Here is a 22880-nt window from a genome sequence, read left to right as displayed (position 1 = left end):
CAGGCTGCTGCCTTAAGACCGGAAATTTCCGTGTTGACCCCGGCCGTCTGCGCCCTGCTTCTGACCTTTGCATTAATGAATTCCTCTGCTCCTGCTACTCCCTCTCGCCGCATTGGCGTACTGCTCGTCAACCTTGGCACGCCCGACTCGCCGAAAACGCCGGACGTGCGCCGCTATCTCAACGAATTTTTGACCGACGTGCGGGTGATTGACAACCTGCCGGCTGTGGTGCACTACCCGCTGTTTCAGGGCATCGTGATTCCGTTGCGGGCTCCTAAGTCAGCCAAAATCTACCAGCAGCTCTGGACGGAGCGGGGCTCCCCCCTCCTATTCCACGGCCTTGACTTGCAGAAAAAAGTACAGGACCAGCTAGGACCCGACTACGTGGTGGCGTTTGGCATGCGCTACCAAAACCCCAGCATTGCGAGGGCGCTGGAAGAGCTGCGCGAGGCGGCCGTGGAGCGCATTATCGTGTTGCCGCTGTTTCCTCAGTACGCGTCGGCCAGCACCGGCTCGGTGCAGGAGAAGGTGATGGAGATTGTGGGCAAGTGGTGGATTGTGCCCAGCATCAGCTTCATCAGTGCTTTTTCTGACGACCCGGGCTTCATTGCTACCGTCGTAGAGTTGGGCAAGCGCGAGATGGCCAAGCACGAGTACGACCACATTGTGTTCAGCTACCACGGCATTCCGGAGCGGCACATCACCAAGGGCAGCGTTCAGAACTACTGCCAGTTTGGAAGCTGCTGCGACACGCTCAACGACAAAAACCGCTACTGCTACCGCGCCCAGTGTTTCGACACCTCCCGTCGCGTGGCCGAAGGCCTGGGCATCACGCCCGACCAGTACACCGTGGCGTTTCAAAGCCGGCTGGGCCGCGACCCGTGGCTGAAGCCCTATACAGACATTGCCCTTAAGGATTTCCCGGCCAAGGGCATCAAGAACGTGCTAGCCTTCAGCCCTGCCTTCGTGGCCGACTGCCTGGAAACCACCATCGAAGTCGGCGACGAGTTCAAGGAAATGTTTGAGGAAGCAGGCGGCGAGCATTGGCAGTTGGTGCCCTCCCTAAACTCGGAGCCCATGTGGGTAGATGCCGTCACTGCCATGATTCGGCGGAGCTAGGGTTGCGGCTTGCTGCGCTTGTTAAGTATAAAATAAGCGCCTGCCTGAGCAACGGAGCAGCTCATCTCTTCGATTGCTCCGGGGTTCTTCAATAAAAAGCGGGCCTCCGAGCTGAAAGGGCTAACTAACGCGCTTCACAGTAATACTTGCTGAGCAGAAGCACGAGTTGCTTGCTTCACAGGTTGCAGTCCTATTTACACGCGTCTGCGGTAGAACGCCGCTGCATCGTAAGAATCACGCTCATAAAACCGGTCGCCTTCACTTGTTGAGTTTAAGCCCAAAGCTCGTAGCATGGCCTCTTCATAGTCGCGGGTAATCTGGATTTCGCTATAGGGTGGGTAATTCAGCACCGTGTCAGCGTTTAGCGCAGGCACGAACACGTTGTCGCCATCTGTATCGAGCGAGGCTACGCCAATGGGCAACAGAATATGATTTTCGTGTTGGCCGCGTTTGAACCGTGTATCGAGTTCCACGTCGAGGTAGCGCACCTTCAGGGCTTCCGGGTCCACAATTAACTCATGGACTTGGCCCAGTGCGTGGCCGTCGCCGCCGCGCACAGCCCAGCCCCGCACGTCAGGGTTGCCATCGGCTACTTCAAAATCAGTCAGGTCGCGCAGGCGGCGCAGCACAGGAGTATCCATAGGAGTTGTCAGTTCTTCGTTTTCAGTTGTTAGGCGTGCATCTTGCGGTTAGCAGCGCCATACTGGCCATCAGCAGTCCTGCCCGTTCGTCAATTAGTGGGCGGGCTCGCTCATCGCACTCAACGCTTCGGCTGCCTGGGTCAAAAATTGTTTGGTCTGCTGCTGGTCGGCAGCGGTAGTACTGCGGCCCGACATCTGGCCCGCCAAGCTCACTAAGTCATTAACCTGATTTTCCAACTCTGGGTATGCCTTCTGCTGCATCGTCCGAATAAGCCCAGCGGCAGCCACGAATCCGGGACGCAGGCTGCTGGTCGACTCGCCCAAGCGGTTGGTGGCGCTGGTCAAGTTATCGCGCTGCTCCGTAATGGCCGGGTCGCGCAGGTCGTCGCGGTCTGTCAATGCTACTAGGGTAGCTGTCAACTGCTGCAAACCCGTCACCGCATAACTTGGGGCAGCAGGGTTAGTAGCCGCATGGGCTGCGAGCGAAGCCGGGGTAAATTGCTCATCATCCTCCTGCGCTTCAACCGCAGTGGCAGCCCGGGTATCGTCGGTGGGAGCACCAGGAGGCGGGCTGCCTGCAGGCGTGGTTTCCATACCGGAGGCAGCAGTTTGGCCGGGCTCATCGGCAGGGTCATTTCGCAGGAAGAAATAAGCAGCTATCGCCACAGCCAAAGCAGCCAGCAGCACGAGAACCCACGGACTAGGAGCAGATTTTTTACGTTGAATATTAATATCAGCCATGCAGAAATATGTTATAGCTACGTTTTACGAAATGAAGCAAAAAGTAGCCATTGAGCTACAACAAGAGTATTTAAATTTTCTATTATAATCAATTCCGGCAGCAAGCGTGCCCATCGAACACAACAGGGCCCCACCAAGCATGACCGACAATTTAGCCACGCCCGGTGGGGCCCTGTTAGCAAGCAAATCTATTGCTTGTCTTTCAAGCTCTTCAACTCATGGTAGGTTTTCTGAGATTGCGCATATTGGCGGTCTACAGCTTGGCGCATCACGCCGGTCAGCGTGTTATCGTTCAATGCTTCTTCATAGGCTTTGATAGCCCATTCTTCCCCGTAGATATTGGAGCCAAGAATAGCTTTCTCGTCGTTGCCGGTGAGAGCAGCTTTGGCATCCATCCAGGCACGGTAGAATTTACCCTTCACGGTGGTGCTGGTCTGGCGAGCGCCACCTTCCTGGCTCAGGTAGGCATTGAGCTGGTTGGCAAATTGCTGGCTTTGGGTTACCAGTTGCTGGTAATAGCCACGTAGCTGGGTGTCTTGGCTCTCGTCTACGGCGCGCTTGTAGCCTTCAATGCGGTCATTGACGAAGTAGAGCAGCTCGTTGAGCGTGGCCGATTGGCCAGCACGGCCGCCTTTATTGCGGCGAGCTAGCAAAGTAGCTCCTACCAGTAACGCCGCGCCGCCCACTACTTTTTGGGTGGTGCTAAGTTTATTAAAGCTGGTGGCGGTTTGGTTGCCCACTTTTTTGAGGGAAGCAGGCACTTGGCCCAGCAGTTGGCCCACGTTGCCCTGCTTAAGCCACTGCTGAGCTTGGCCAATGAAAGAATTAACAGACCCTGTATTAGTGGTCGACGAAGATTGAGGCTGGTTCATTAGTGATATAAAGGCAAATAGTGAAACCTGCTTAGGCTTACGCAGATTAATCCTGCGCGTTAGGAGAATCTTGATTAATAGGCATCTTTCGCAGCTGCTTTACCATGCCACTGGCTTTCTCCGGAGCTCCACTTTATTTTTCTTCACTTCCTAAGCATCAGCCTTCGGTACGTAAGGCAAGCGCCCTTTAACTGAGCAGTTGCCAAACCCTCTTTTTTCCTTCATCTTACACTGCTACCCGCCGATATAGTTTGGCTAGTTGAGCTACTGCGTAGTCAACTTCAGCGGCGGTATTCATTTTACTCATCGAGAAGCGAACGGTAGCGCGGTCGGGGTCGCAGCCCAAGGCATCCAGCACATGCGAGCCTGCCTGCGCTCCGCTGGTACAAGCCGAGCCTCCCGAAGCCGCTACTTTGCTAATGTCAAGGTTGAATAACAGCATTTCGCTAATGGGCGAAGGCGGCAAGCTCACACTCAACACCGTGTACAGGCTTTTATCGGCCACGGCCGAGCAGCCATTAAACTGTACGTCGTCGATTTCAGCGCTCAGCTTCGCGATGAACCGGTCTTTAAGCCCTTGAACGTGGGCTTGGTGCGTGCCCAAATCCCGCACAGCAATTTCCAGTGCTTTGGCCAATCCCACAATGCCATACACATTCTCGGTGCCGGAGCGCACGTTGCGCTCTTGTGAGCCGCCATAAATGAGCGGACTCACCTGAAAACCATAACGGGTATATAGAAAACCTACCCCTTTTGGCCCATGAAACTTGTGTGCCGAACCCACCAGAAAATGGTTTCTCAACTTCTGCACGTCGTGCCGGTAGTGGCCCATGGTCTGTACCGTGTCAGTATGGAACACGGCATCAAATTGAGCGCAAATATTCCCGATGGCCTCAATGTTGTTCAGGTTGCCGATTTCGTTGTTGGCATGCATAAGGCTCACGAACGTGAGCGAATGTGCTGCGAGCAACTCTTCCAGATGCACCAGGTCGAGACTCCCCTGGGCATCATGCCTTACATAGTGCAGCTCGATTTCGCCCGTCTTGGCCATTGCCTGCAGCGGATGCAACACGGCATGGTGCTCGAGCGGCGAAGTAATGGCGTGTTTAAGCCCCAAAGTCCGGACGCTACCAAAAGCCGCATAGTTGTCGGCCTCGGTGCCACCGCTGGTAAAGGTAATTTCTGCCGGAGCAGCTCCCACAAGGTGAGCTACCGTTTTGCGGGCGTTTTCGATGGCAGCACGCACCTGCCGCCCTGGCCCGTGCAGGCTGCTCGGGTTGCCGTAGTGCTGGCTGAGGAAGGGCAGCATGGCTTCCAGCACCTCAGGGTCGAGGGGCGTAGTGGCAGCATTGTCAAAATAAGCGAAGGCGGGTGCAGAAGAGGCGGGGTTGGTCATATAATGAGGGTAAGAACAGAAGATGCCGGACGTGGGTGCGCCCGGCAAATCTGAAGTATCGTTATACAAACGTCGGACATTTGGCCGAAACCAACCCCAGCCCGTAGGGCCCTCGGTGGCTACTGACCTGGGCGCCTCGTCGCGGCGGCTGGCAGGCGTTATGCCTTTACCGCAATAATCTCCTTAATGTCGCCAATGATTTTTTGGGCCAGGTAATCAGCCGTAGCGTTCGAATCAGACTCGGCGTAAATGCGAATTATCGGCTCGGTATTCGATTTACGTAAGTGCACCCATTCTTTGTCAAATTCGATTTTAACCCCGTCGATAGTATTCACCGGGTGCTTGGCATAGCGCTTTTCCATCTTCACCAGCACATCATCGGTGTTGATTTCGGCGGTGAGCTCAATTTTATTTTTGGAAATAAAGTAGCTGGGATAAGAGCTCCGCAGCCGGCTCATGTTGAGCCCGGATTTGGCCAAATGCGTCAGGAATAGCGCAATGCCCACCAAGGCATCGCGGCCGTAGTGCAGTTCAGGGTAAATAATGCCGCCGTTGCCCTCGCCACCAATCACGGCGTTGGTTTCCTTCATTTTGGTGACCACGTTCACCTCACCTACGGCGGCGGCGGCATACTGGCCGCCAGCCTTCTCAGTCACATCACGCAGAGCGCGGGTGCTGCTCAGGTTGCTCACGGTGTTGCCACCGCCTAGCTGCTTCAGCACATAGTCGGCCACGGCTACCAGAGTGTATTCTTCACCGAACATCTCGCCGTTCTCACTCACTAAGGCTAAGCGGTCCACGTCGGGGTCCACCACTATGCCGAGGTCGAAGCCGCCTTTTTCCAGCACCTTGGCAATATCGCGCAGGTGCTCGGGCAGGGGCTCGGGGTTGTGGGCAAAGTCGCCGGTCGGCTCGCAGTGCAGCCTCTCAATGGTTGTTACACCCAGGGCTTCCAGCAACTGTGGCACGGCAAAGCCTCCTGAAGAGTTCACGGCATCGACCACCACCCGGAAATTCCGGGCCTGAATGGCCTCCACATCCACCAGCGGCAGGGCCAGAATGGCTTTGATGTGCTTTTTCAAAAACGTAGCGTCGGTAGTATACTGCCCAAGCTTGCTGACCGTCGCAAACTCAAAGTTTTCGCTTTCGGCCAAGGCCAGCACCTGCTGCCCATCGGTATCGGAAATAAACTCGCCGTGGGCATTCAGCAATTTCAGTGCATTCCACTGCTTAGGATTGTGTGAAGCAGTAAGAATAATACCCCCAGCAGCCTTTTTGGCGGGAACTGCCATTTCCACAGTAGGTGTTGTGCTCAGCCCAAGGTCGCACACATCAAGGCCTAGGCCCTGCAACGTGGCAGCTACCAGCCGGCTAACCATTTCGCCAGAAATACGGGCGTCACGGCCAATGATGATAAGTTTGCTATCAGTGGCCTGCGTTTTCACCCAAGTGCCATAAGCAGCGGCATACTTCACCACGTCGAGGGGAGTAAGGCCTTGCCCAACTGGTCCGCCAATGGTGCCGCGAATGCCGGAAATTGATTTTATAAGAGTCACGGGGTAGAGTTTTTGAAAGCACAAATTTAGGCATTAGCAGCCGGTTGCCGACGCCTCATTTATCTTTGAAATAATGGAAAACACCCCGATTACTTCTAGCGCTCTGCTTACCAGTGCTCGCCGTCCGGCGCAACTCGAAGCTTTTGGCCGCTTGCTCGATGTTCTCGACCGCCTGCGCACCGAATGCCCCTGGGATAAAAAACAGACGCTGCAAACGCTACGCCACCTCACCATTGAAGAAACCTACGAAATCAGCGATGCTATTCTGCGCAATGATTTAACCGACCTCAAAAAGGAACTTGGCGATGTTATGCTGCATTTGGTGTTCTATGCACGCATAGCTGCTGAGCAAGGAGCCTTCGACATCGCCGACGTGCTTAACGCGCAATGTGAAAAGCTTATTTACCGCCACCCACACATTTACGGCGATGCGAAGGCGGATGACGAAGAAACCGTAAAACGCAACTGGGAACAACTTAAGCTGAAAGAAAAAGGCAACACGAACGGCGTGCTCGGCGGCGTGCCTACTTCTCTTCCGGCCTTGGTGAAAGCCATGCGAATTCAAGAAAAAGCGCGTGGGGCGGGCTTCGACTGGGAGCAGCCTGAGCAAGTTTGGGAAAAGGTAAAAGAAGAATTAGGCGAATTCGGCGACGAATATAGCCACGGCCAACCTGAGAAAATGAATCCTGAAAAAGCCGCCGATGAGTTTGGCGACTTACTATTTTCACTAGTCAACTTTGCCCGCTTTGCCGGCATCAATCCCGAAGAAGCACTAGAGCGCACCAACCGTAAGTTTATCAGCCGGTTTCAGTACTTGGAGTCGGCCGCAGCTACCAATGGCGAGCACCTAGCTGACCTCACTCTAGCGGAGATGGATGTGTACTGGGAACAGGCAAAAAGGCATCTAACCCAACCCAAGCAGGGCATTTAGCGTTGTCGCAATTCTACCACATACACACTCCTTTTCTGTTGGCTTCGGCCAAGTTTTCTTTGGTCAGGCCGTGCTTTTTGGTTAGGTTTGCCCAACTAAGACGGCTTGGTGTGTAGATTGGGCTTTGGTAAGTGCTATTTTAGTCCTTTACAACACGGGATTATCGATTGTAGTTTTGCCGTAGCTTGACTCCTAACCAAGTTTTTGCTTTTTCTTTACCCCACACAATTCAACTACTTCACACAACAACCCCAAACAATCCAGAACAATGGAACAGAAAAATGCCATGAATACGAGCCCACGGCCCGCCGCACCGGCCGCCAAAGCCGAAGCCCAAAGCAGCGGTGGTGCCTCGCTGTTCTCCGTCCTGGTTATTATCCTGGCCTACGTTGTCAGCTTGCTCGTTTACAAATTCGTATTTGGTGACGCAAGCCACTTCCAAGGTGGTAACAATGCAAACAACCCAGTGTCGGGTGATTACCTCGGCATTGTGTATAAGGGCGGCCCCGTAGTACCTGTACTGATGTCGATGCTCCTTATGGTTATTACCTTCTCCATTGAGCGGATGCTGACCATTAGCAAAGCCAAAGGCAGCAAAAGCATCGAGTCGTTTGTACGCACCGTGCGCCAGAAGCTAAACGCCAACGACATCAACGGTGCCCTCGCCGCTTGCGACCAGCAGAAAGGCTCGGTTGCCAACGTAGTAAAAGCAGGTTTGATGAAGTACAACGAGATGTCGCGTGAAACCAGCATGGGCACGGACCAGCGGGTACTTGCCATTCAGAAGGAAATCGAGGAGAGCACCGCACTCGAACTGCCGATGCTGGAGAAGAACCTGGTTATTATTTCGACCCTGGCTTCTATCGCTACGCTGACGGGTCTGCTCGGCACCGTATTCGGTATGATTAACGCCTTCGCCGCACTGGCGCAGGCTGGTAGCCCCGACGCAGTAGCCCTGGCAAACGGTATTTCGGAAGCCCTTATCAACACCGCACTCGGCATTGGTACTTCGGCCCTGGCTATCGTTGCCTACAACTACTTCACCAGCAAAATTGACGAGTTGACCTACAGCATCGATGAAGCTGGCTTCAGCATCATCCAGACCTTTGCTGGTCAGCATGGCAGCAATGCAAACGCGGGTCAGCCGGTTCGGACGGTTTAATTCCGTTTCACTGATGCACTAAAATGCGGGGCAATTCGTTCACGAGAACAGAACGGATTGCCCCCTTTTAACCCCACCTCGCAATGCCTAAAGTAAAACCGCACCGTACCTCGCCGTCGCTCGACATGACGCCGATGGTGGACCTGGCCTTCTTGCTGGTGACGTTCTTCATGCTCACCACCAAGTTTGCCCCCGAAGAGACGGTGGTAGTGGATACGCCATCATCTATTTCGGAGATAAGATTGCCTGAAAGCAATATTATCACGCTAACCATTGACTCTAAAAAGCGGGTGTTTTTTGGAGTCGATGATACTAAAACCAAGATTCAGGCTTTGCAAAAAGTAGCCGCCAAGTACGGCGTCAACTTCACTGCAGCGCAAGCCAAGGAGTTTGGCAACCTGCCCAACTTCGGCCTTCCGATCAGCCAGCTTGGGTCTTACCTCAATGTGGAAAAGGAAGAACGCAAGCAGTTGAATGCGCAGCAGCCCGGTATTCCCATGGATTCGCTCAACAATCAGCTTATTGATTGGGTAATGGAAGCTCGACGGGCAAACCAGGCTCTTTTCAAGAAGCCCACCTACATCGCCATTAAAGGCGATGGCAACGCCGACGTACCCACGGTGCAGCAAGTAATCAAGATTCTGCAGGAGCGCGACATTAACCGTTTCAACCTTATCACGGACTTGGAGAATAAGCCCGTAGCTGCCGCTCAATAAACCTGAGCGACTGCACGAGCATATATTCTAGCCCATTCACTTAATTAAATCCCATGGCAGAAATTCAAGGAAAAGCCGATTCCGGTGGGAAAGGTGGGAAGAAACGGGCCAAAAAAATGTCGACTCGTATCGACATGACACCGATGGTGGATTTGGCCTTTCTGCTGCTCACCTTTTTCATGCTGACGACCACCTTCGCCAAGCCCACCGTGATGCAGCTCACGATGCCGGTGAAGAAGACTGACGACGTAGAGGATACTAAAATCAAGGCTTCGCAAGCCATGACCATCCTGCTCGGCAAAGAGAACAAAGCCTATTACTACTTTGGTCTTAACACTCCGAACGACCCCTCCGTACCGAAAGTAGAGCTTAAGGTAACCGACTACTCAGCCAATGGCATCCGCAAAGTTATTTTGGACCGCCAGCGCGAATCTGGCGGCTCGGAAGAGCGGTTACCCATTATCCTCATTAAGCCGACCGAAGACGCCAAGTATAGAAACATGGTGGACATTCTGGACGAGATGAACATCACGAACCAGAAGAAATACGCGCTGGTGAAGGTTCCTAAAGAAGACTTGGACCTTATTAAAGAATCAGCCTTATGATGGATAACGCTCAAATTGCCAAGGCCAGCTTAAACGACATCGTTTTTGAAGGCCGCAACAAGGCATACGGTGCCTACGTGTTGCGTCGTTTGTACCAGCGGCACGTTACGCGGGCACTGATTATTGCCACATCAATTTTTCTGCTGCTGATTTCTTTCCCTCTTATCTCGGCATATCTGAAAGCCAGAGCGCCCAAAGAGGAGAAGAAAAACCTGCAGGAGAACGTATTGATGGACGCTCCTCCCCTGGACGAAACCAAGCCTCCGCCCCCGCCCCCGCCCCCTGAGGCGCCCCCACCCCCGCCCCCCAAACTGACTACTGTTAAATTCACCCCTCCAGTGGTGAAGAAAGACGAGGAAGTGAAGAAGCAGGAGGTTCCAGACCAAGAGGAGCTAAAGGAAAAGACTGTAGCTACCGTGACCGTACAAGGCAACACGAACGCGCCAGACTTGTCTGAGCTAGCTAGCGGCGAAGGCGACAAAGTTGTTGAAGCTGTTGTTGAGAACAAGGTTTACACCTACGTAGAGCAAATGCCAGAACTGCCCGGTGGCGGCGGCAACGCAGCCATTGTGTCAGCCATCCAGAAAGCGGTAAAGTATCCCCCGCTGGCACTTCGCAATCAGGTTGAAGGCCGTATCTTCGTTAGCTTCACGGTGAATGCGCAAGGCGAAGTTTCGGACGTGAAGGTTGTAAAAGGCTTGGGCTCTGGCTTGGATGAAGAGACGATTCGGGCTGTAAAGACCCTTCCTAAATTCATCCCTGGTAAGCAAAACGGCCGTGCAGTGAGCGTGTCGTTTACCGTGCCGATTACCTTCAAGATTCAATAGATTTCCGTTCTGATTTGCATCAGGATAACTAAAAACCCCGGATTGAGCTACGGCTCGGTCCGGGGTTTTTCATTCTATCGACAATTTAATCGTTGTGGCATAGTTGGGTAGCTGGATACTACCATTTGCTGTAAATGCGTTAAAGACAACCAAACCCGTATAGTAGTTATTATCGCTGCTCACACAGCGTAGGCTCAGCGTTTGTTTTAATTACAGCATAAATGAAGTAAGAGACGTTCTAAAATTGCCAGAGCACTAGGCTGCGAAGGTTTACATATTAGACGAAACCCTTTCATAGCTCTTATCCAGAACAACATGTTTATTGGTGGTTTTAAATCATACTTTATATGACGTCGTACCTTCAGTATTTGTAGTTCCTGTACTGCCTAGCATCAGAAAAAGCCCGGTTTCTAGAGGTTTACTGAAACTAGTTCACTGCTATGAAAAGCGACTAATTTTCGACTCTTTTGTGACGTTGTTCAACAACAGCTAATTATTAAGTCGAACCTTTAGCGAGTGACTTAGGGTTTATTACATCTCCTTTCTTGCATTTACTCGTTATGCTTAATATCCCAACAACCGAAGAACGACTCGGCAAGTCTCCCCAACGACTCGTCAACTACTTTGTGCTGGCCATGGCCCTTCTATATATGGGATTGGGCATCTGGCTGTGGGTATCGTCCCAAAGTCCTTCCGATGGTGGCTTCGTTAATCTTGGCACTACTGCACGCCGGGTGTTAGGTTCGGTGTTTATACTTTATGGACTTGTGCGGTTTATCCGAGCCTACCGAGTGAACTTTCGCAAAAAAACTCCTAATGACAATGAATAAGCGCGCATACTTACTTTCTTCTAGCGGCGCTCTTTTGGCCGGAGTTCTTACTATTGTGGCCTGTAATGGTCCCGGTACCTCAGGTGCGGAAGACACCCCGACTAGCGGCACAGTGGCCGTGAGCGTAGACGAAACCTTCGCACCTATTTTACAAGCGCAGATAGATACTTTTTCCAAGCTTTATCCAAATGCACATGTAAAAATGAGCTTCCAGCCTGAAGAAAAGGTGCTGCTAGACCTTATCAACGATAAAGTGAAGGTAGCAGTGGTTTCGCGCGAGCTCAATGCTGAGGAAAAAGCTGATTTTGTCAAACAGACTATTGTGCCACGCACTACTCACGTTGGGACTGATGGCCTGGCTATAGTGCTTAATCGCAGCAACCCTGATACCTTGTTAACAGTGGCCCAGCTAGCTGACATTTTCACTGGGAAAACTGCTAAATGGGAACAGATAAGCGGCAAAAAAGGGCTCTCAGCCATCAACGTAGTCTTTGATGCAAACCGTAGCAGCACGGCACGCTTCGTGCGCGATTCGGTAACACGCGGTGCAGCTTTGACAACCAGGGTATTTGCAGCTGAATCGAACCCTGCCCTCCTCGATTATGTTGCTACGCATCCGAATGCTATCGGCATTGTTGGGGTTAATTGGATTTCGGACCAGGACGACCCCGCCGCAATGAAGTTCTTTAACAAGGTGCGGGTGGCCCGAATCACGGCACGGGCCAACCCCAAGCCCGACGATTACATTCAGCCCTACCAAGTTTATTTGGCTCAAAAAACGCCTGAACAGCTGGCAGAATACCCAGATTTGCAGAATTACCCTCTTCGTCGCAACCTTTACATCATCAGCCGCGAGGCCCGTGTAGGCTTAGGCACGGGGTTTGCATCTTTCGTTGCAAGTAAAAACGGTCAGCTAATATTCCAAAAATCAGGATTGCTGCCCGCCCAAATGCAGGCTCGTATCATTACGACTCCGAAACTGCACTAAACTGTTAACGCCCTGCGTGCGTACCACCTTTTCATTACTGCTTTTTAATCCTTTTTCTCCTCCTATGAGTTTCAAGCCCTGGAAACAGCCGCTGCTCGTTGCCATCGCAATGGTAGCTGGCACTACGGCGGCCACCGCCCAAAACATTCAATCCGCCCAACGTGCCATTGAACTTGGTCGGTACAACGAGGCGCGTGCTGCGTTGCGTCCCGGTTCTTCGCCCGAAGCAGCTTATGAGTTGGGTCGCCTTTATATGAAGCGCGAAATGCCCGACTCAGCTGCTTTCTATTTTAACCGCGCATCGGGCACTTCTCCTTTTGGCAAAGTAGCCGCTGGCCGTGCGCTACTCGCTAAAGGTGAGTTGGCCCCTGCTGAAGCACAATTTGATGCAGCTGTAAAGGCAACTAAAAGCAAAGACGCCAAACTGCTCACGATGATTGCGCAGGCGTATGCCGAGTCGAATGCAAAGAATATGGGCAAAGCCCAGACCTACCTCAACGCAGCGCAAACGCTCAACAAAAAAGATGAGCCAGCGCTGATGGTAGCCCGCGGCGACATATTCTTGCAATCGGACCAAGGCGGCGGTGAAGCCATGAGCAGCTACGACCGTGCCATTACTGCAAACCCAAGCTATGCTCAGGCCTACTACAAAAAGGGGGCTCTGAACGTCCGTTCGCGTAACTATAACGCCGCCCGAGAAAGCCTCACCAAAGCTATTGAGCTTGACCCCAGCTACGCCCCCGCTCACCGGGAGCTGGCTGATATGTACTACTACGCTGGGCAGTATGACCTAGCATTGGAGAGCTTCCAGAAATACATTGGCTTGGCCGAGAAATCGCCAGCTACCGACGCGCAATATGCTTCGTTCTTGTACTTGACCAAAAAGTACCCAGAAGCTTTAGTTGAAGTTAACAAGGTGCTGCAAAGCGACCCCAATAACCTGACCATGAACCGATTGCGGCCCTATTTGCTTTATGAAACCGGCGATTTCGCTGGAGCAGCAACGGCTATGGATACTTACATGAAGGCGGCTCCTGCCGATAAGCTCATCCCCGAAGACTACGCTTACCAAGCCAAAATATTGAGCAAAACAGGCCGTGGCAGCGAAGCCGTGGGCATGATTAAGCAAATTATTGCTAAGGACCCTACAAAGGCTTGTGACTTCCAGAATGACTTGGCTTCCATATACGCTAACCAGAAGGATTTCAAAGGCGCCATCAGCGTCTACAAGTACAAGCTGAACAAATGCAATGGCGACCTGACCGACCAGTTCCGATTGGCAACCGCTTTTAGCAGTGATAAGCAATATGTTGCGGCTGATAGCGTGTACGGCATCATTAATACCGCCAAGCCTACTTATGCTCCTGCTTACCTCTATCGCGCCCAAGTAAATGCGAGCCAGGACCCGGAAGCTAAAAAAGGCCTCGCTAAGCCCTACTACGAGAAGTACATCGAGCTGTCGAAAGAGGCAGGGGCCGAGCCAGAAAAATTCAAGCAAGGCGTTGTGGAAGCGAATGGCTACCTAGGTGTATACAACTTTCAGAAAGGCGATAAAGCTGCTGCACTAAACTACTTCGAGCAGGTGTTGGCCATTGACCCGGGCAACAAAGGTGCTGCTAACAACATCAGCATTTTGAAAGCAAAACCTCGTGCTGCTGCTCCTAGCAAGGCTGCTACAAAGAAGAAGTAACCCTCTTCTATCTTTACCAAACAAAAGCCCCGATGCTATTGCATCGGGGCTTTTGTTTTATTAGCCCTGCTTAATTAGCCCAATTGCGCCACTTTTCAAGCACAGCTGAAAAGTCCTTGGGTAACTCTGCTTCAAAATAGATGTGTTCACCCGAGACGGGATGCACAAAACCCAGCGAACGAGCGTGCAGCGCCTGCCGAGGCATGAGCTGAAAAGCATTTTCCACGAAGGCTCGATAAGTGCCAGTGTTCTGGCCCACCCGAATGCGGTCGCCGCCATAGGTGGCATCTGAAAACAAGGGGTGCCCCAGATACTGCATATGCACTCGAATCTGGTGAGTGCGGCCCGTTTCCAGCACGCAACGCAACAGCGTGACGGGTCCAAAGCTCTCCAGCACTTCATAATGCGTCACAGCAGGCTTGCCTTGCTCTCCGCCTGGGTACACTGCCTGCACTTTGCGGTCGCGCAGGCTACGGCCAATATTGCCCTTAATAGTGCCAGCCGGGCCCGGTGGCGTGCCCCATACCAAGGCCAAATAGCTGCGCTTAATGGTGTGGTGAAAGAACTGTAGCGACAGGTGCGTCATGGCAAATTCGGTTTTGCCGATAACCAGTAACCCTGAAGTATCCTTATCAATCCGATGTACCAAGCCAGGACGAATTTCGCCATTGCGGCCAGTAGGCAAATTAGCCAGGTGATGCGCCAGGCCATTCACCAGTGTGCCCTGCCAATGGCCGTAAGCAGGATGCACCACCAGCCCGGCAGGCTTGTTCACAATGAGCAGTTCAGAGTCCTCGTACCGAATATCCAAGGGCATTTCCTCGGGCACTACCCGTCCTTCGCGTGGCGGCTCTGGCAGCGTAATGGTGATGGTGTCTTGGGGTTTTACCCGGTAGTTGGGTTTCACCGGAACGCCGTTGACCTCCACGGCCAGCGCCCGAATGGCTTCCTGCACCTTGTTGCGTGACGTATTGCGCAAGCGCCCCAGCAGAAACTTGTCGATGCGTAACAGCTCTTGCCCTTTATCGACCACAATGCGGTGGTGCTCATAAAGTTCGTCGCCTAGCTCTGCTGCATCTAAGTCGTCCCCTTCAAAATCTTCAGTGTCTAGCTTGTTGCTTATCATACTTGAGTATTGATGCATGAAAAAAGCCGGAGCTACTGCTCCGGCTTTTTTGCTACTATGCGGCGGATTGCCGCTTATTTCTTGGTTTTGGTTTTGGTCTTGCTATTAGCAGGAGCCGCGGGAGCGGTGGCGGGCGAAGCGGTCGGGCCCGATTTGATGGGAGCAGCCGCGCCGGGCGTGATGCCCATTTTCTTCAGTACCAAATCAGAAATGTCGCCATCCTTGGGCGCGTGCAACAGCAGGGGGCTACCGCCACCATCGGAGTTGAACACGTAGGTAAAGCCATTCTCTTCGGCTACTACGTCAATATTCTTCTGCAATTTATCCAAGGCAGGCTTAAGCAAGGATTGCTGCTTCTGCTGCAACGACTGTTCAGCACTGCGCTGAAACTCCTGAATTGATTGCTGCATGTTCTGCATTTCCTTCTGCTTGTCGGCCTTCACGATATCAGTCATGGTGGCTTCGGCTTGCTGGTAGGCTTTGTATTTGGCTTCCAACTCACCCGACTTACTTCTCAATTGACCTTCCAATTGGGTGTTATAAGCTTTCAGGTCAGATTCTATCTGCTTGCTTTCGGGCATCTGGGCAAGCACGTACTGCACATCGGTGTAGCCAATTTTCAAAGGGGCCTGGGCTTGCGCAGAAGTGGTGGCCAAGGTTCCGGCGGTCAGCAGAGCGGCGGCGAGCGTCAGACGAAAGATTTTCACGAGGTTCATCAAAAGGAAAAAAGGTCAGAAAATTATTAAGACAAAGGTAATTACTTCAAGTTCTTCTTCGTTGCGCGGGCAGGCTTAGGTTTAGAAGCCGGCTTGCCAGCAGCAGCCGGCTCAGGAGCTCCCGAATCAGACTCAAAATTAGGGTCAACGGGCGTTTGGGGCGGGGCCACGGTTTTCACCGTTCCTTTTGGGCCAGGCTGGTTGCGGTCCTCAGCTCCGAGGCCCAATTCTTCTAACACAAATTCCGTGTAATCGTGCGCTGGATTGGTATAAAGCATGGTCAGGTCACCAGACTTGTCGAATAGCACAGCAAGCTGCTTCTTTTTGGCAACTTTTTCCACCGCCTCAAACACTTTGTCCTGAACGGGTTTGTTAAGTTCTTGCCGCTTTTTAAATATCTGGCCTTCATAGCCAAACTGCTTGTTCTGATACGCCTTGATGTCTTGTTCCTTCTTCAGGATTTCATCTTGCCGCTTCTTTTTCATGGGCTCGGTTAGCACCACTTCCTCCGCGCTATAGTTGCGGTACATCTTGTCGAGGTCTTTCTTCTGAGCCTCAATTTCCTTTTGCCACGTTTCGGAGAACGTGTTCAATTCGAGTTGGGCTTTGGCGTACTCAGGCATCTTGGCCATGATAAACTCCGTATCGACCCAACCAAATTTCTGCGCTTGAACTCCAAACGCTACACTTAGCAACAATAGGGCCAGCAGGCCACGAAAAATCTTCATAGATGAGGAAACGTGAAATGCCGTCTGCTAGTGCCCGGCTAGCGAATTTGCTGACCAATGATGAAGTGGAAGTGGTTGGGGTCTTGCTTGCCAGCATTGGGCGAACTTGGAATTACCTGGTCGAAACCATGACCAAAGTCAAACCCTAGCAAACCGAATGCCGACATGAATATGCGGGCGCCTACACCAGCCGAGCGGTATAGCTTGTAGGGGTTGTACTTGTTGTAGGAATCATACGAATTGCCGGCTTCAGCAAACGCCAGCACGTAGACCGTGGCTGCCGGGTTGAGGCTGACTGGGTAGCGCATCTCCAATACGTACTTGTTGAAAGCAATACCACCTGCCTGGCCGCCTTGGGCGGTAGGAATGGCAAATGTGGCATTGGGGTCGTCGTAGCCGCGCAAGCCAATGAAGTCGACACCCACCAGGAAGTTGCCGCCACCGTTATTACCCAAGCCTGCCCCTCCCATTTTAAACCGCTCGAAAGGCCCAATTTGCCGGCCAGCGTTGTAGTTACCCAGAAAGCCAAAGTGGGCTCGGGTGTTGAGTACCAGCTTGCCCACGATGGGAGTAAACCACGATGCGTCGAACATCCACTTGTGGAATTCAATCAGTTGAGTGTTGGGGTGGTCCGGGTTTAGCAGCGAATAGGGCGGCGTCAGGTTCAGGCTCAGGCTGAGAGCCGAACCCCGACGGGTATAGGTGGGGTTGTCGAGGCTATTACGCGCCAGCGTGGTGTTGAAAGTAATGTTGGTAGCAAAGCCTGTAGCAAAGCCGGGAATGATGTTATAGTTCTGTGTCTGGTACTGGCTTAGCGAAAGAGAGTTGCTAAGGGTAAAGTAGTCATCTGGCACGCGCAACTGACGTCCCAAACCTATTGATGCACTGTTTACCTTAATAAAGCTGCTGGTAGAGGCATCCAAAGCCTGTCCGGCACGCTGAATACTGTGGTTCAGGCTGAAGGAAAAAGAGTTAGGGCGGCGCCCACCCAACCAAGGCTCGGTAAACGAAAGCGAGTAAGCTTGGTACTGAACGCCGTTGGCTTGAATGTTCAGAGCCAAACGCTGGCCATCGCCCGATGGCACGGGCGTCCAGTTGCGGAGGGTACCCGCCTTGCGCATCGAGAAGTTATTGAACACCAACCCCACGGTGCCAATGAAGCCGGCAAAACCGCCCCAGCCGCCGGACAGCGTAACCTGGTCAGAGGGCTTCTCAACAACCGTGTAGTTAATATCTACGGTGCCATCCACGGGATTGGGGATGGGGTTGATGCCAATTTTCTCCGGGTCGAAGTAGCCCAAAGTTGCAATCTCACGCTGCGAGCGGATGAGCAGTTCGCGGTTGAACTTATCGCCGGGTAGGGTGCGCAACGTGCGCCGCAACACATGGTCGCTGGTTTTGGTGTTGCCCGAAATATTGATGTCTTTGATGTGCGCTTGCACGCCCTCACTCAAGCGCATCTCAATGTCAATTGAGTCTCCCTCTACCTTGGTCTCCACCGGGTCAATGGTAAAGAAGAGATAGCCATCGTTGAGGTAAAGTGAGGAAATATCCTGCCCGGTAGGGTTGTAGTTCAGTCGCTTATCCAGAACTTCCTTGCTGTACGGGCTGCCAGGCTTGATACCAAGTACGTTGGCCAGGGTCTTGTCGTCGTAGAGGTAGTTTCCGTTCCAGGTAATGTGGCGGAAATAATATTTCGGGCCTTCATCTACCGTAATACGCAGGGCTAGGCCTTCAGCATCACGCACGAGCGTATCGCTGACAATGGTGGCATCGCGGTAACCTTCTGCGTTATAAAACTCTACTAATCCCTTTTTGTCGTCTTCGTACTCGCTGCGCTGAAACTTAGCCGGGGTCAAAATCTTGTACCACTTCCGCTCCTTGGTTTTTTTGAGTTTGCCTTTCAGCTTGCGGTCCGAGAATGCATTGTTGCCTTCAAAAGCAATATCATGAATGCGCACCTTAGCACCTTTGTCTACATCAATGCGCAAAGCCACGCTGTTGGACAAAGAGGAATCCGGAACCTGCATGATGTTAACCTTAGCATCCAAATAGCCTTTGTTAACATAGAACTTGCGTACCTGCGTACGGGTGTTGTTCAGCAAGGCATCAGTGACCACTTTACCGCGAATCAGAGTAATTTTCTTGGTTAGCTCCTCCGTTTGGCCTTTGCGAATACCCGTAAAAGTGAACTTGGACAAGCGAGGACGCTCCTTCAGGTTATAGTCGAGAAAAATTTTATCGCCTTCGGTGCGAGCAATCGTAACGCTCACATCCCCGAGGATGCCCTGGGCCCAGAGTTTGCGGATGGACTTACCAATCTCCTCGCCCGGTATAGAAATAGCGTCGCCTATCCGCAGCCCCGTCAGGCCAATGAGAGTATTGGGGTCAAGGTAACGAGAACCGCTTACTGTGATTCCTCCCAGCACGTACCTCTTAGGCTCATCAATCGAGCCCGTCACGCCCTGTTGCGCCAATACTGGGCCAGCAAGCCCTGCCCCCAGAAACACGAGGGTCAGCACACATTTTACGAAGAAATTACGCACAATAATCATTACAAGTATTTAAGATACAGCAATCTGCTCGCTGGTTTTACCGAATCGGCGCTCCCGGCGCTGGTAGGCCCGAATTGCTTCCTGAAAATGTTCTTTCCGGAAATCAGGCCACAGCAAATCGGTGATGTAAAGTTCAGTATAGGCTAACTGCCAGAGTAGAAAATTGCTAATGCGCTGCTCTCCACTGGTTCGTATGAGCAGTTCTGGGTCGGGCATATTAGCAGTTGCCAAGTAGTTTGCCACCGTAGCTTCGGTGATGTTGGCGGGTTGGAGCTGGCCGCTGGCCACATCGGCAGCCAGGCGCTTAGCGGCTTGCGTAAGGTCCCAGCGCCCGCTGTAGCTCAAGGCCAACACCAACGTCATACGGTTACCCGACTTGGTCAGCTCCATGGCTTCGGCCAGTTCGCGCCTGCAATTAGCCGGCAGCGTGCTAATATCCCCAATAGCTTCCAACCGGATGCTATTTTTAAGCAGGGTAGCCGTTTCCTGTCGAATGGTATGCACCAAGAGCTGCATCAATGCCATTACCTCGAGCGCCGGACGGTTCCAATTCTCAGTAGAAAAAGCGTACAGTGTCAAGTAGCGCACACCAAGCTCGGCGGCCTCCTCCACAGTCTCGCGTACAGCAGTAATGGCGCTTTGGTGCCCAAAGACGCGCAAGCCCCCCCGCTGCTTGGCCCAGCGCCCATTACCATCCATGATAACGGCCACGTGGGCGGGAATATTTCGAGTATCAATTTCGGCCTTGCCGGTCATCTTTGCGGTTTCGCTAAAAGAGGACGCAAGTTACGGAAATGGTTGCATTTAGCTGCTGCCGACAACTCTTAAGCTTCTGCAGATAAGCAGAAGCTTCTATTTATTAATAGGCCCACGCTTCCTGTGTAACTATTACTTTAACAGCTGGCTATCCTTCTTATACTGGTCAGGACAGAGGATTTTGTAGAAGGTATACGACAGGCTAATGCCACTATAATAATACCAATCTTGAGTATGAGGGTTTACCAGAAGTGGGTCCTGGTCCGACAAGTGGTCTAGTTTGTCAGTAAAGGCTTTGCGCACTCCTGTCTCTAACCCGAGGTTGATATGCTTCGACAGGGCGTATTTGAACCCTACACCTGCCGGTATTGCAAAACCCAGCATCGCTCCCTGCCGATTGAAATCGCTTTCCAAAGCTGGATTGTTGGTCACTGTAGTGGTATTGGCATAAAATGCCGCAACTCCAACAAATAGGTAGGGGGTAAAGTGAATTTTAGACGTCCGATGATGATAGTCAAGAAAATTGTACTCCATCACAGCCGAAGCCTCTACTAAACCACCCTTGGTATTAACCTGGCGGTAGTTCTGTAAGGGTGGTACTCCCCCATTCACGCCAACAACGTTGTCATCGGCAGCCCGCAGAAGCCCCGCCGTAATTCCACCACGAAGGGTAATAGGCACCGATACGTCCCTGCGATAGAAAGCAGTGAATGCCGGACGATTATTCTGCAGTTGATATTCGGGAGAGACCTCGCCTCGATAGTTGGTAGCACCAATGCCAATACCTACTTCACTAGTTGTTTGAGTAGTAACGGTGGCGGTTTGCGCCTGGGCAATAGGGCAAAAAAACGCACTCCCCGCTTGCATAAGGCAAACGAGGAGTGCGCTCTGGAAAACAGAATTTGTCATTCAAACTGACTGTAAGGTATAAAATCAGCCAGCAAAGTGCGCTAGCGGAACTTGGGGTTCTTGATACGGGGCGTCAAGATATAGTTCAAGGTTACACCGGTAACGATGTACCAGTCGGTTTTATTGCCAACATCACCTCGTGCTTCGCCTCTGTTGGTAAAGCCAGGGAACTCTCCAGAGGCGTTAGACAACGAAATACTGCGTGTGATGTCGTTACCAAAATACCGTTGCGCATTGGAACCAGTTAAAGCAGCCTCACCAGCATACTTCCCACCAACATCATCGATGTAGTCGGTAAAGGTTTTGCGCCAACCGATTTCCAAGCTAGCATCAAAGTTCCGGTTGATGCGGTAGCGAATACCACCACCAAAAGGAATAGAAGCCTGAAATTTGCTATAAGCACTAGCTTGTCCTTCGGTTTTTAAGTCTGCCAAGGCAATGTATTGCCCTTGATTCAGTCCCAAGTTATTAGGACCTACCAATCCTTTCGGATTATGATAGAAGCCCGCAACACCTGCAAATACGTAAGGTACAAAGTCAGGGCGTTTGAGGTAGTTATTGCGGTTTTCAATCAAGTCGAAAACAGCGACAGCAGATGCCTCTACAATATCATTGCGGAAGCTCATGTTCCGATTGTGCCGAAATCTGGAATCCGGGCCCGACTCATCTGCTGCTAAAGCGTCATCACCGGTGATACGACCATAGGCAAGACCAAAGCGACCCGAAAGACGAGGATAGAAACGACGAGTGATGGACACGCCTGCTCCTACTCGGGTAGCACCAAAGCGCAAGCTGGCGAAGCTAGTGGTCGGGGTTACATCGCCGAAATAGTTCAACGCGTTGAGGCTAAAGCCCACGGAGTTATATTGTTTCCGTTTACTGAATTGCTGAGCATTTGCTTCCGGCGTCGCCACTAGGGCCAGACCGAGCACAAAGGCCGTAGAATACGTGAAAATATTTTTCATAAGGCAGCAAAGATGATGACGCTAAGTTCGGATGTTATGGGCAGCACAGTAGATGCGCAGTTTCAGACAGTGACAAAAGTAGGTGTTATCGGGAACTAAAAAAACTTTGTGAAATTATTTAGAAGATAAATAGTCTGGTTACAATTGTATACCAGCCGGATTTCGGCGGTCAAGGCCCCAATTTAGCTTGCTACGCAAGGTGCTGAGAAAGTTGACATGGTTGAGTTTAACCAGGCGTGCATTGAACGTTTCGCGGCGAACGGCAATCTGAACGGAGGCTTCCACAGGCAAAGAGCGTGAATCGAGAGCCAGCATGTAGCTTGTGCTTCGCCCTTCAATTTCGAAGGAAATCACACTCTGGTCGGAAACTACCAGGGGGCGCACATTCAAATTGTGGGGGCATACGGGAGCGATAATAAAATTGTTGGTCTGGGGCAGCATAACTGGCCCTCCACAGCTCAAGGAGTAGCCGGTTGAGCCAGTGGGTGTGGCCACAACTAGTCCATCGGCCCAGTACGAATTGAGGTATTCGCCGTCGATGTACGTGTGAACGACAATCATTGACGAAGTGTCGCGCTTGAGCACGCTGAATTCGTTTAACCCAAAGTTGAGGCTTCCAAAGACGTCGGGGTCGGTATCGACACGAATCAGGCTACGCTCTTCGATGTTGAAGTGGCCTTTGTAAAGCGCATCAATGGCTTGGGCAATACGGTCGGGGGTGATGGTGGCCAAGAAGCCGAGCCGGCCGGTGTGAATGCCTAAAATTGGAATTTGGAGGCTACCAACATAAGTAACCGTGTCCAGCAGGGTGCCATCGCCGCCAATACTCAGCACAAACTGTACGCCGCGTAGCGAGTCGCCACGGCGAAACTCAGTGACGCCCTCGGGTAACCGAATACGGTTACTGAGGAAAGTTCGGTAGGCTTCGCCAATACGCACTTCAGCCCGACGGGCAGCCAGGTCATCGAACAATGCCTGGATAGCCGGGGCGGCTTCGTCGTCAAAAGGCTTGCCGAGAATGGCGATTTTCATGCAGATGGTAAAAGCAGAT

The 22880-nt window shown here is 52.2% G+C and carries 21 protein-coding genes; 8 read left to right on the top strand and 13 right to left on the bottom strand.

What is annotated here, in order from left to right; all coding sequences use genetic code 11:
- Window positions 1–75: 75 nt before the first annotated feature.
- Window positions 76–1119, top strand: coding sequence for a ferrochelatase (hemH, locus tag ACP7AJ_RS03430; RefSeq protein ID WP_426058776.1), 1044 nt, complete (start codon window positions 76–78; stop codon window positions 1117–1119).
- A gap of 194 nt (window positions 1120–1313) precedes the next feature.
- Here the strand turns inward: hemH and ACP7AJ_RS03425 are convergent, their stop codons facing one another.
- From ACP7AJ_RS03425 to glmM, 5 genes are all read right to left on the bottom strand, one after another.
- Window positions 1314–1760 carry a PRC-barrel domain-containing protein gene (locus tag ACP7AJ_RS03425; RefSeq protein ID WP_426058775.1) on the bottom strand — a complete coding sequence of 149 codons (447 nt, stop codon included), beginning with the start codon at window positions 1758–1760 and terminating at the stop codon, window positions 1314–1316.
- A 93-nt stretch (window positions 1761–1853) separates the two neighbouring features.
- On the bottom strand, window positions 1854–2501 hold the full coding sequence (locus tag ACP7AJ_RS03420; protein ID WP_426058774.1) for a hypothetical protein: 648 nt from the start codon (window positions 2499–2501) through the stop codon (window positions 1854–1856).
- Window positions 2502–2689: 188 nt separating this feature from the next.
- Window positions 2690–3373, bottom strand: a complete 684-nt coding sequence (locus ACP7AJ_RS03415) for a ferritin-like domain-containing protein (RefSeq protein WP_426058773.1) — start codon at window positions 3371–3373, stop codon at window positions 2690–2692.
- A gap of 226 nt (window positions 3374–3599) precedes the next feature.
- Window positions 3600–4769: a cysteine desulfurase family protein gene (locus ACP7AJ_RS03410; RefSeq protein ID WP_426058772.1), complete on the bottom strand. Its 1170-nt coding sequence runs from the start codon at window positions 4767–4769 to the stop codon at window positions 3600–3602.
- 158 nt (window positions 4770–4927) lie between these two features.
- Entirely contained in the window at window positions 4928–6325 is a 1398-nt protein-coding gene (glmM, locus tag ACP7AJ_RS03405; RefSeq protein ID WP_426058771.1) for a phosphoglucosamine mutase, read from the bottom strand.
- A gap of 73 nt (window positions 6326–6398) precedes the next feature.
- Here glmM and mazG point away from each other — a divergent pair, with 73 nt between their 5' ends.
- The 7 genes from mazG to ACP7AJ_RS03370 all read left to right on the top strand — a co-directional run bounded on the left by mazG (window position 6399) and on the right by ACP7AJ_RS03370 (window position 14074).
- Window positions 6399–7256 (top strand): nucleoside triphosphate pyrophosphohydrolase, encoded by an 858-nt coding sequence (gene mazG / locus ACP7AJ_RS03400; protein WP_426058770.1) that lies wholly within the window; start codon window positions 6399–6401, stop codon window positions 7254–7256.
- A gap of 286 nt (window positions 7257–7542) precedes the next feature.
- Complete coding sequence (locus ACP7AJ_RS03395) at window positions 7543–8418, top strand: MotA/TolQ/ExbB proton channel family protein (RefSeq protein ID WP_426058769.1); 876 nt, start codon at window positions 7543–7545, stop codon at window positions 8416–8418.
- An 83-nt stretch (window positions 8419–8501) separates the two neighbouring features.
- Window positions 8502–9134, top strand: a complete 633-nt coding sequence (locus ACP7AJ_RS03390) for an ExbD/TolR family protein (protein ID WP_426058768.1) — start codon at window positions 8502–8504, stop codon at window positions 9132–9134.
- 116 nt (window positions 9135–9250) lie between these two features.
- Entirely contained in the window at window positions 9251–9739 is a 489-nt protein-coding gene (locus ACP7AJ_RS03385; protein WP_426058767.1) for an ExbD/TolR family protein, read from the top strand.
- Window positions 9736–10566 carry an energy transducer TonB gene (locus ACP7AJ_RS03380; RefSeq protein ID WP_426058766.1) on the top strand — a complete coding sequence of 277 codons (831 nt, stop codon included), beginning with the start codon at window positions 9736–9738 and terminating at the stop codon, window positions 10564–10566. Before ACP7AJ_RS03385 ends, ACP7AJ_RS03380 begins: the two co-directional genes overlap by 4 nt.
- Window positions 10567–11388: 822 nt before the next feature.
- Entirely contained in the window at window positions 11389–12384 is a 996-nt protein-coding gene (locus ACP7AJ_RS03375) for a PstS family phosphate ABC transporter substrate-binding protein (RefSeq protein ID WP_426058765.1), read from the top strand.
- 64 nt (window positions 12385–12448) lie between these two features.
- A complete protein-coding gene (locus ACP7AJ_RS03370; protein ID WP_426058764.1) occupies window positions 12449–14074 on the top strand; it encodes a tetratricopeptide repeat protein in 1626 nt (541 codons plus the stop codon).
- Window positions 14075–14144: 70 nt separating this feature from the next.
- Here the strand turns inward: ACP7AJ_RS03370 and ACP7AJ_RS03365 are convergent, their stop codons facing one another.
- The 8 genes from ACP7AJ_RS03365 to ACP7AJ_RS03330 all read right to left on the bottom strand — a co-directional run bounded on the left by ACP7AJ_RS03365 (window position 14145) and on the right by ACP7AJ_RS03330 (window position 22861).
- On the bottom strand, window positions 14145–15200 hold the full coding sequence (locus ACP7AJ_RS03365) for an RluA family pseudouridine synthase (protein WP_426058763.1): 1056 nt from the start codon (window positions 15198–15200) through the stop codon (window positions 14145–14147).
- A 74-nt stretch (window positions 15201–15274) separates the two neighbouring features.
- Window positions 15275–15916, bottom strand: coding sequence for an OmpH family outer membrane protein (locus ACP7AJ_RS03360; protein WP_426058762.1), 642 nt, complete (start codon window positions 15914–15916; stop codon window positions 15275–15277).
- Between the two features lie 41 nt (window positions 15917–15957).
- On the bottom strand, window positions 15958–16644 hold the full coding sequence (locus tag ACP7AJ_RS03355; protein WP_426058761.1) for an OmpH family outer membrane protein: 687 nt from the start codon (window positions 16642–16644) through the stop codon (window positions 15958–15960).
- Window positions 16645–16682: 38 nt separating this feature from the next.
- Window positions 16683–19199 (bottom strand): outer membrane protein assembly factor BamA, encoded by a 2517-nt coding sequence (gene bamA, locus ACP7AJ_RS03350; RefSeq protein ID WP_426058760.1) that lies wholly within the window; start codon window positions 19197–19199, stop codon window positions 16683–16685.
- A 9-nt stretch (window positions 19200–19208) separates the two neighbouring features.
- Window positions 19209–19955: an isoprenyl transferase gene (locus ACP7AJ_RS03345; RefSeq protein WP_426058759.1), complete on the bottom strand. Its 747-nt coding sequence runs from the start codon at window positions 19953–19955 to the stop codon at window positions 19209–19211.
- Window positions 19956–20087: 132 nt separating this feature from the next.
- Window positions 20088–20864, bottom strand: coding sequence for a DUF6089 family protein (locus ACP7AJ_RS03340; RefSeq protein WP_426058758.1), 777 nt, complete (start codon window positions 20862–20864; stop codon window positions 20088–20090).
- A gap of 41 nt (window positions 20865–20905) precedes the next feature.
- Window positions 20906–21829, bottom strand: a complete 924-nt coding sequence (locus tag ACP7AJ_RS03335) for a DUF6089 family protein (protein ID WP_426058757.1) — start codon at window positions 21827–21829, stop codon at window positions 20906–20908.
- Window positions 21830–21967: 138 nt separating this feature from the next.
- Window positions 21968–22861: an NAD kinase gene (locus ACP7AJ_RS03330; protein ID WP_426058756.1), complete on the bottom strand. Its 894-nt coding sequence runs from the start codon at window positions 22859–22861 to the stop codon at window positions 21968–21970.
- Window positions 22862–22880: the final 19 nt, after the last annotated feature.

The organism is Hymenobacter sp. B1770 (assembly GCF_049896385.1).
Classification (GTDB): domain Bacteria; phylum Bacteroidota; class Bacteroidia; order Cytophagales; family Hymenobacteraceae; genus Hymenobacter.
Note: the sequence above shows the minus strand (reverse complement) of the source record. Positions and strands in the feature narration are given on the sequence as shown.

Excerpts from the sequence above, each read along its gene's own strand:
- hemH (WP_426058776.1), top strand. The coding sequence starts at position 76 with ATGAATTCCTCTGCTCCTGCTACTCCCTCTCGCCGCATTGGCGTACTG.
- ACP7AJ_RS03425 (WP_426058775.1), bottom strand. The coding sequence starts at position 1,760 with ATGGATACTCCTGTGCTGCGCCGCCTGCGCGACCTGACTGATTTTGAA.
- ACP7AJ_RS03420 (WP_426058774.1), bottom strand. The coding sequence starts at position 2,501 with ATGGCTGATATTAATATTCAACGTAAAAAATCTGCTCCTAGTCCGTGG.
- ACP7AJ_RS03415 (WP_426058773.1), bottom strand. The coding sequence starts at position 3,373 with ATGAACCAGCCTCAATCTTCGTCGACCACTAATACAGGGTCTGTTAAT.
- ACP7AJ_RS03410 (WP_426058772.1), bottom strand. The coding sequence starts at position 4,769 with ATGACCAACCCCGCCTCTTCTGCACCCGCCTTCGCTTATTTTGACAAT.
- mazG (WP_426058770.1), top strand. The coding sequence starts at position 6,399 with ATGGAAAACACCCCGATTACTTCTAGCGCTCTGCTTACCAGTGCTCGC.
- ACP7AJ_RS03395 (WP_426058769.1), top strand. The coding sequence starts at position 7,543 with ATGAATACGAGCCCACGGCCCGCCGCACCGGCCGCCAAAGCCGAAGCC.
- ACP7AJ_RS03390 (WP_426058768.1), top strand. The coding sequence starts at position 8,502 with ATGCCTAAAGTAAAACCGCACCGTACCTCGCCGTCGCTCGACATGACG.
- ACP7AJ_RS03385 (WP_426058767.1), top strand. The coding sequence starts at position 9,251 with ATGTCGACTCGTATCGACATGACACCGATGGTGGATTTGGCCTTTCTG.
- ACP7AJ_RS03380 (WP_426058766.1), top strand. The coding sequence starts at position 9,736 with ATGATGGATAACGCTCAAATTGCCAAGGCCAGCTTAAACGACATCGTT.
- ACP7AJ_RS03375 (WP_426058765.1), top strand. The coding sequence starts at position 11,389 with ATGAATAAGCGCGCATACTTACTTTCTTCTAGCGGCGCTCTTTTGGCC.
- ACP7AJ_RS03370 (WP_426058764.1), top strand. The coding sequence starts at position 12,449 with ATGAGTTTCAAGCCCTGGAAACAGCCGCTGCTCGTTGCCATCGCAATG.
- ACP7AJ_RS03365 (WP_426058763.1), bottom strand. The coding sequence starts at position 15,200 with ATGATAAGCAACAAGCTAGACACTGAAGATTTTGAAGGGGACGACTTA.
- ACP7AJ_RS03360 (WP_426058762.1), bottom strand. The coding sequence starts at position 15,916 with ATGAACCTCGTGAAAATCTTTCGTCTGACGCTCGCCGCCGCTCTGCTG.
- ACP7AJ_RS03355 (WP_426058761.1), bottom strand. The coding sequence starts at position 16,644 with ATGAAGATTTTTCGTGGCCTGCTGGCCCTATTGTTGCTAAGTGTAGCG.
- bamA (WP_426058760.1), bottom strand. The coding sequence starts at position 19,199 with ATGATTATTGTGCGTAATTTCTTCGTAAAATGTGTGCTGACCCTCGTG.
- ACP7AJ_RS03345 (WP_426058759.1), bottom strand. The coding sequence starts at position 19,955 with ATGACCGGCAAGGCCGAAATTGATACTCGAAATATTCCCGCCCACGTG.
- ACP7AJ_RS03340 (WP_426058758.1), bottom strand. The coding sequence starts at position 20,864 with ATGACAAATTCTGTTTTCCAGAGCGCACTCCTCGTTTGCCTTATGCAA.
- ACP7AJ_RS03335 (WP_426058757.1), bottom strand. The coding sequence starts at position 21,829 with ATGAAAAATATTTTCACGTATTCTACGGCCTTTGTGCTCGGTCTGGCC.
- ACP7AJ_RS03330 (WP_426058756.1), bottom strand. The coding sequence starts at position 22,861 with ATGAAAATCGCCATTCTCGGCAAGCCTTTTGACGACGAAGCCGCCCCG.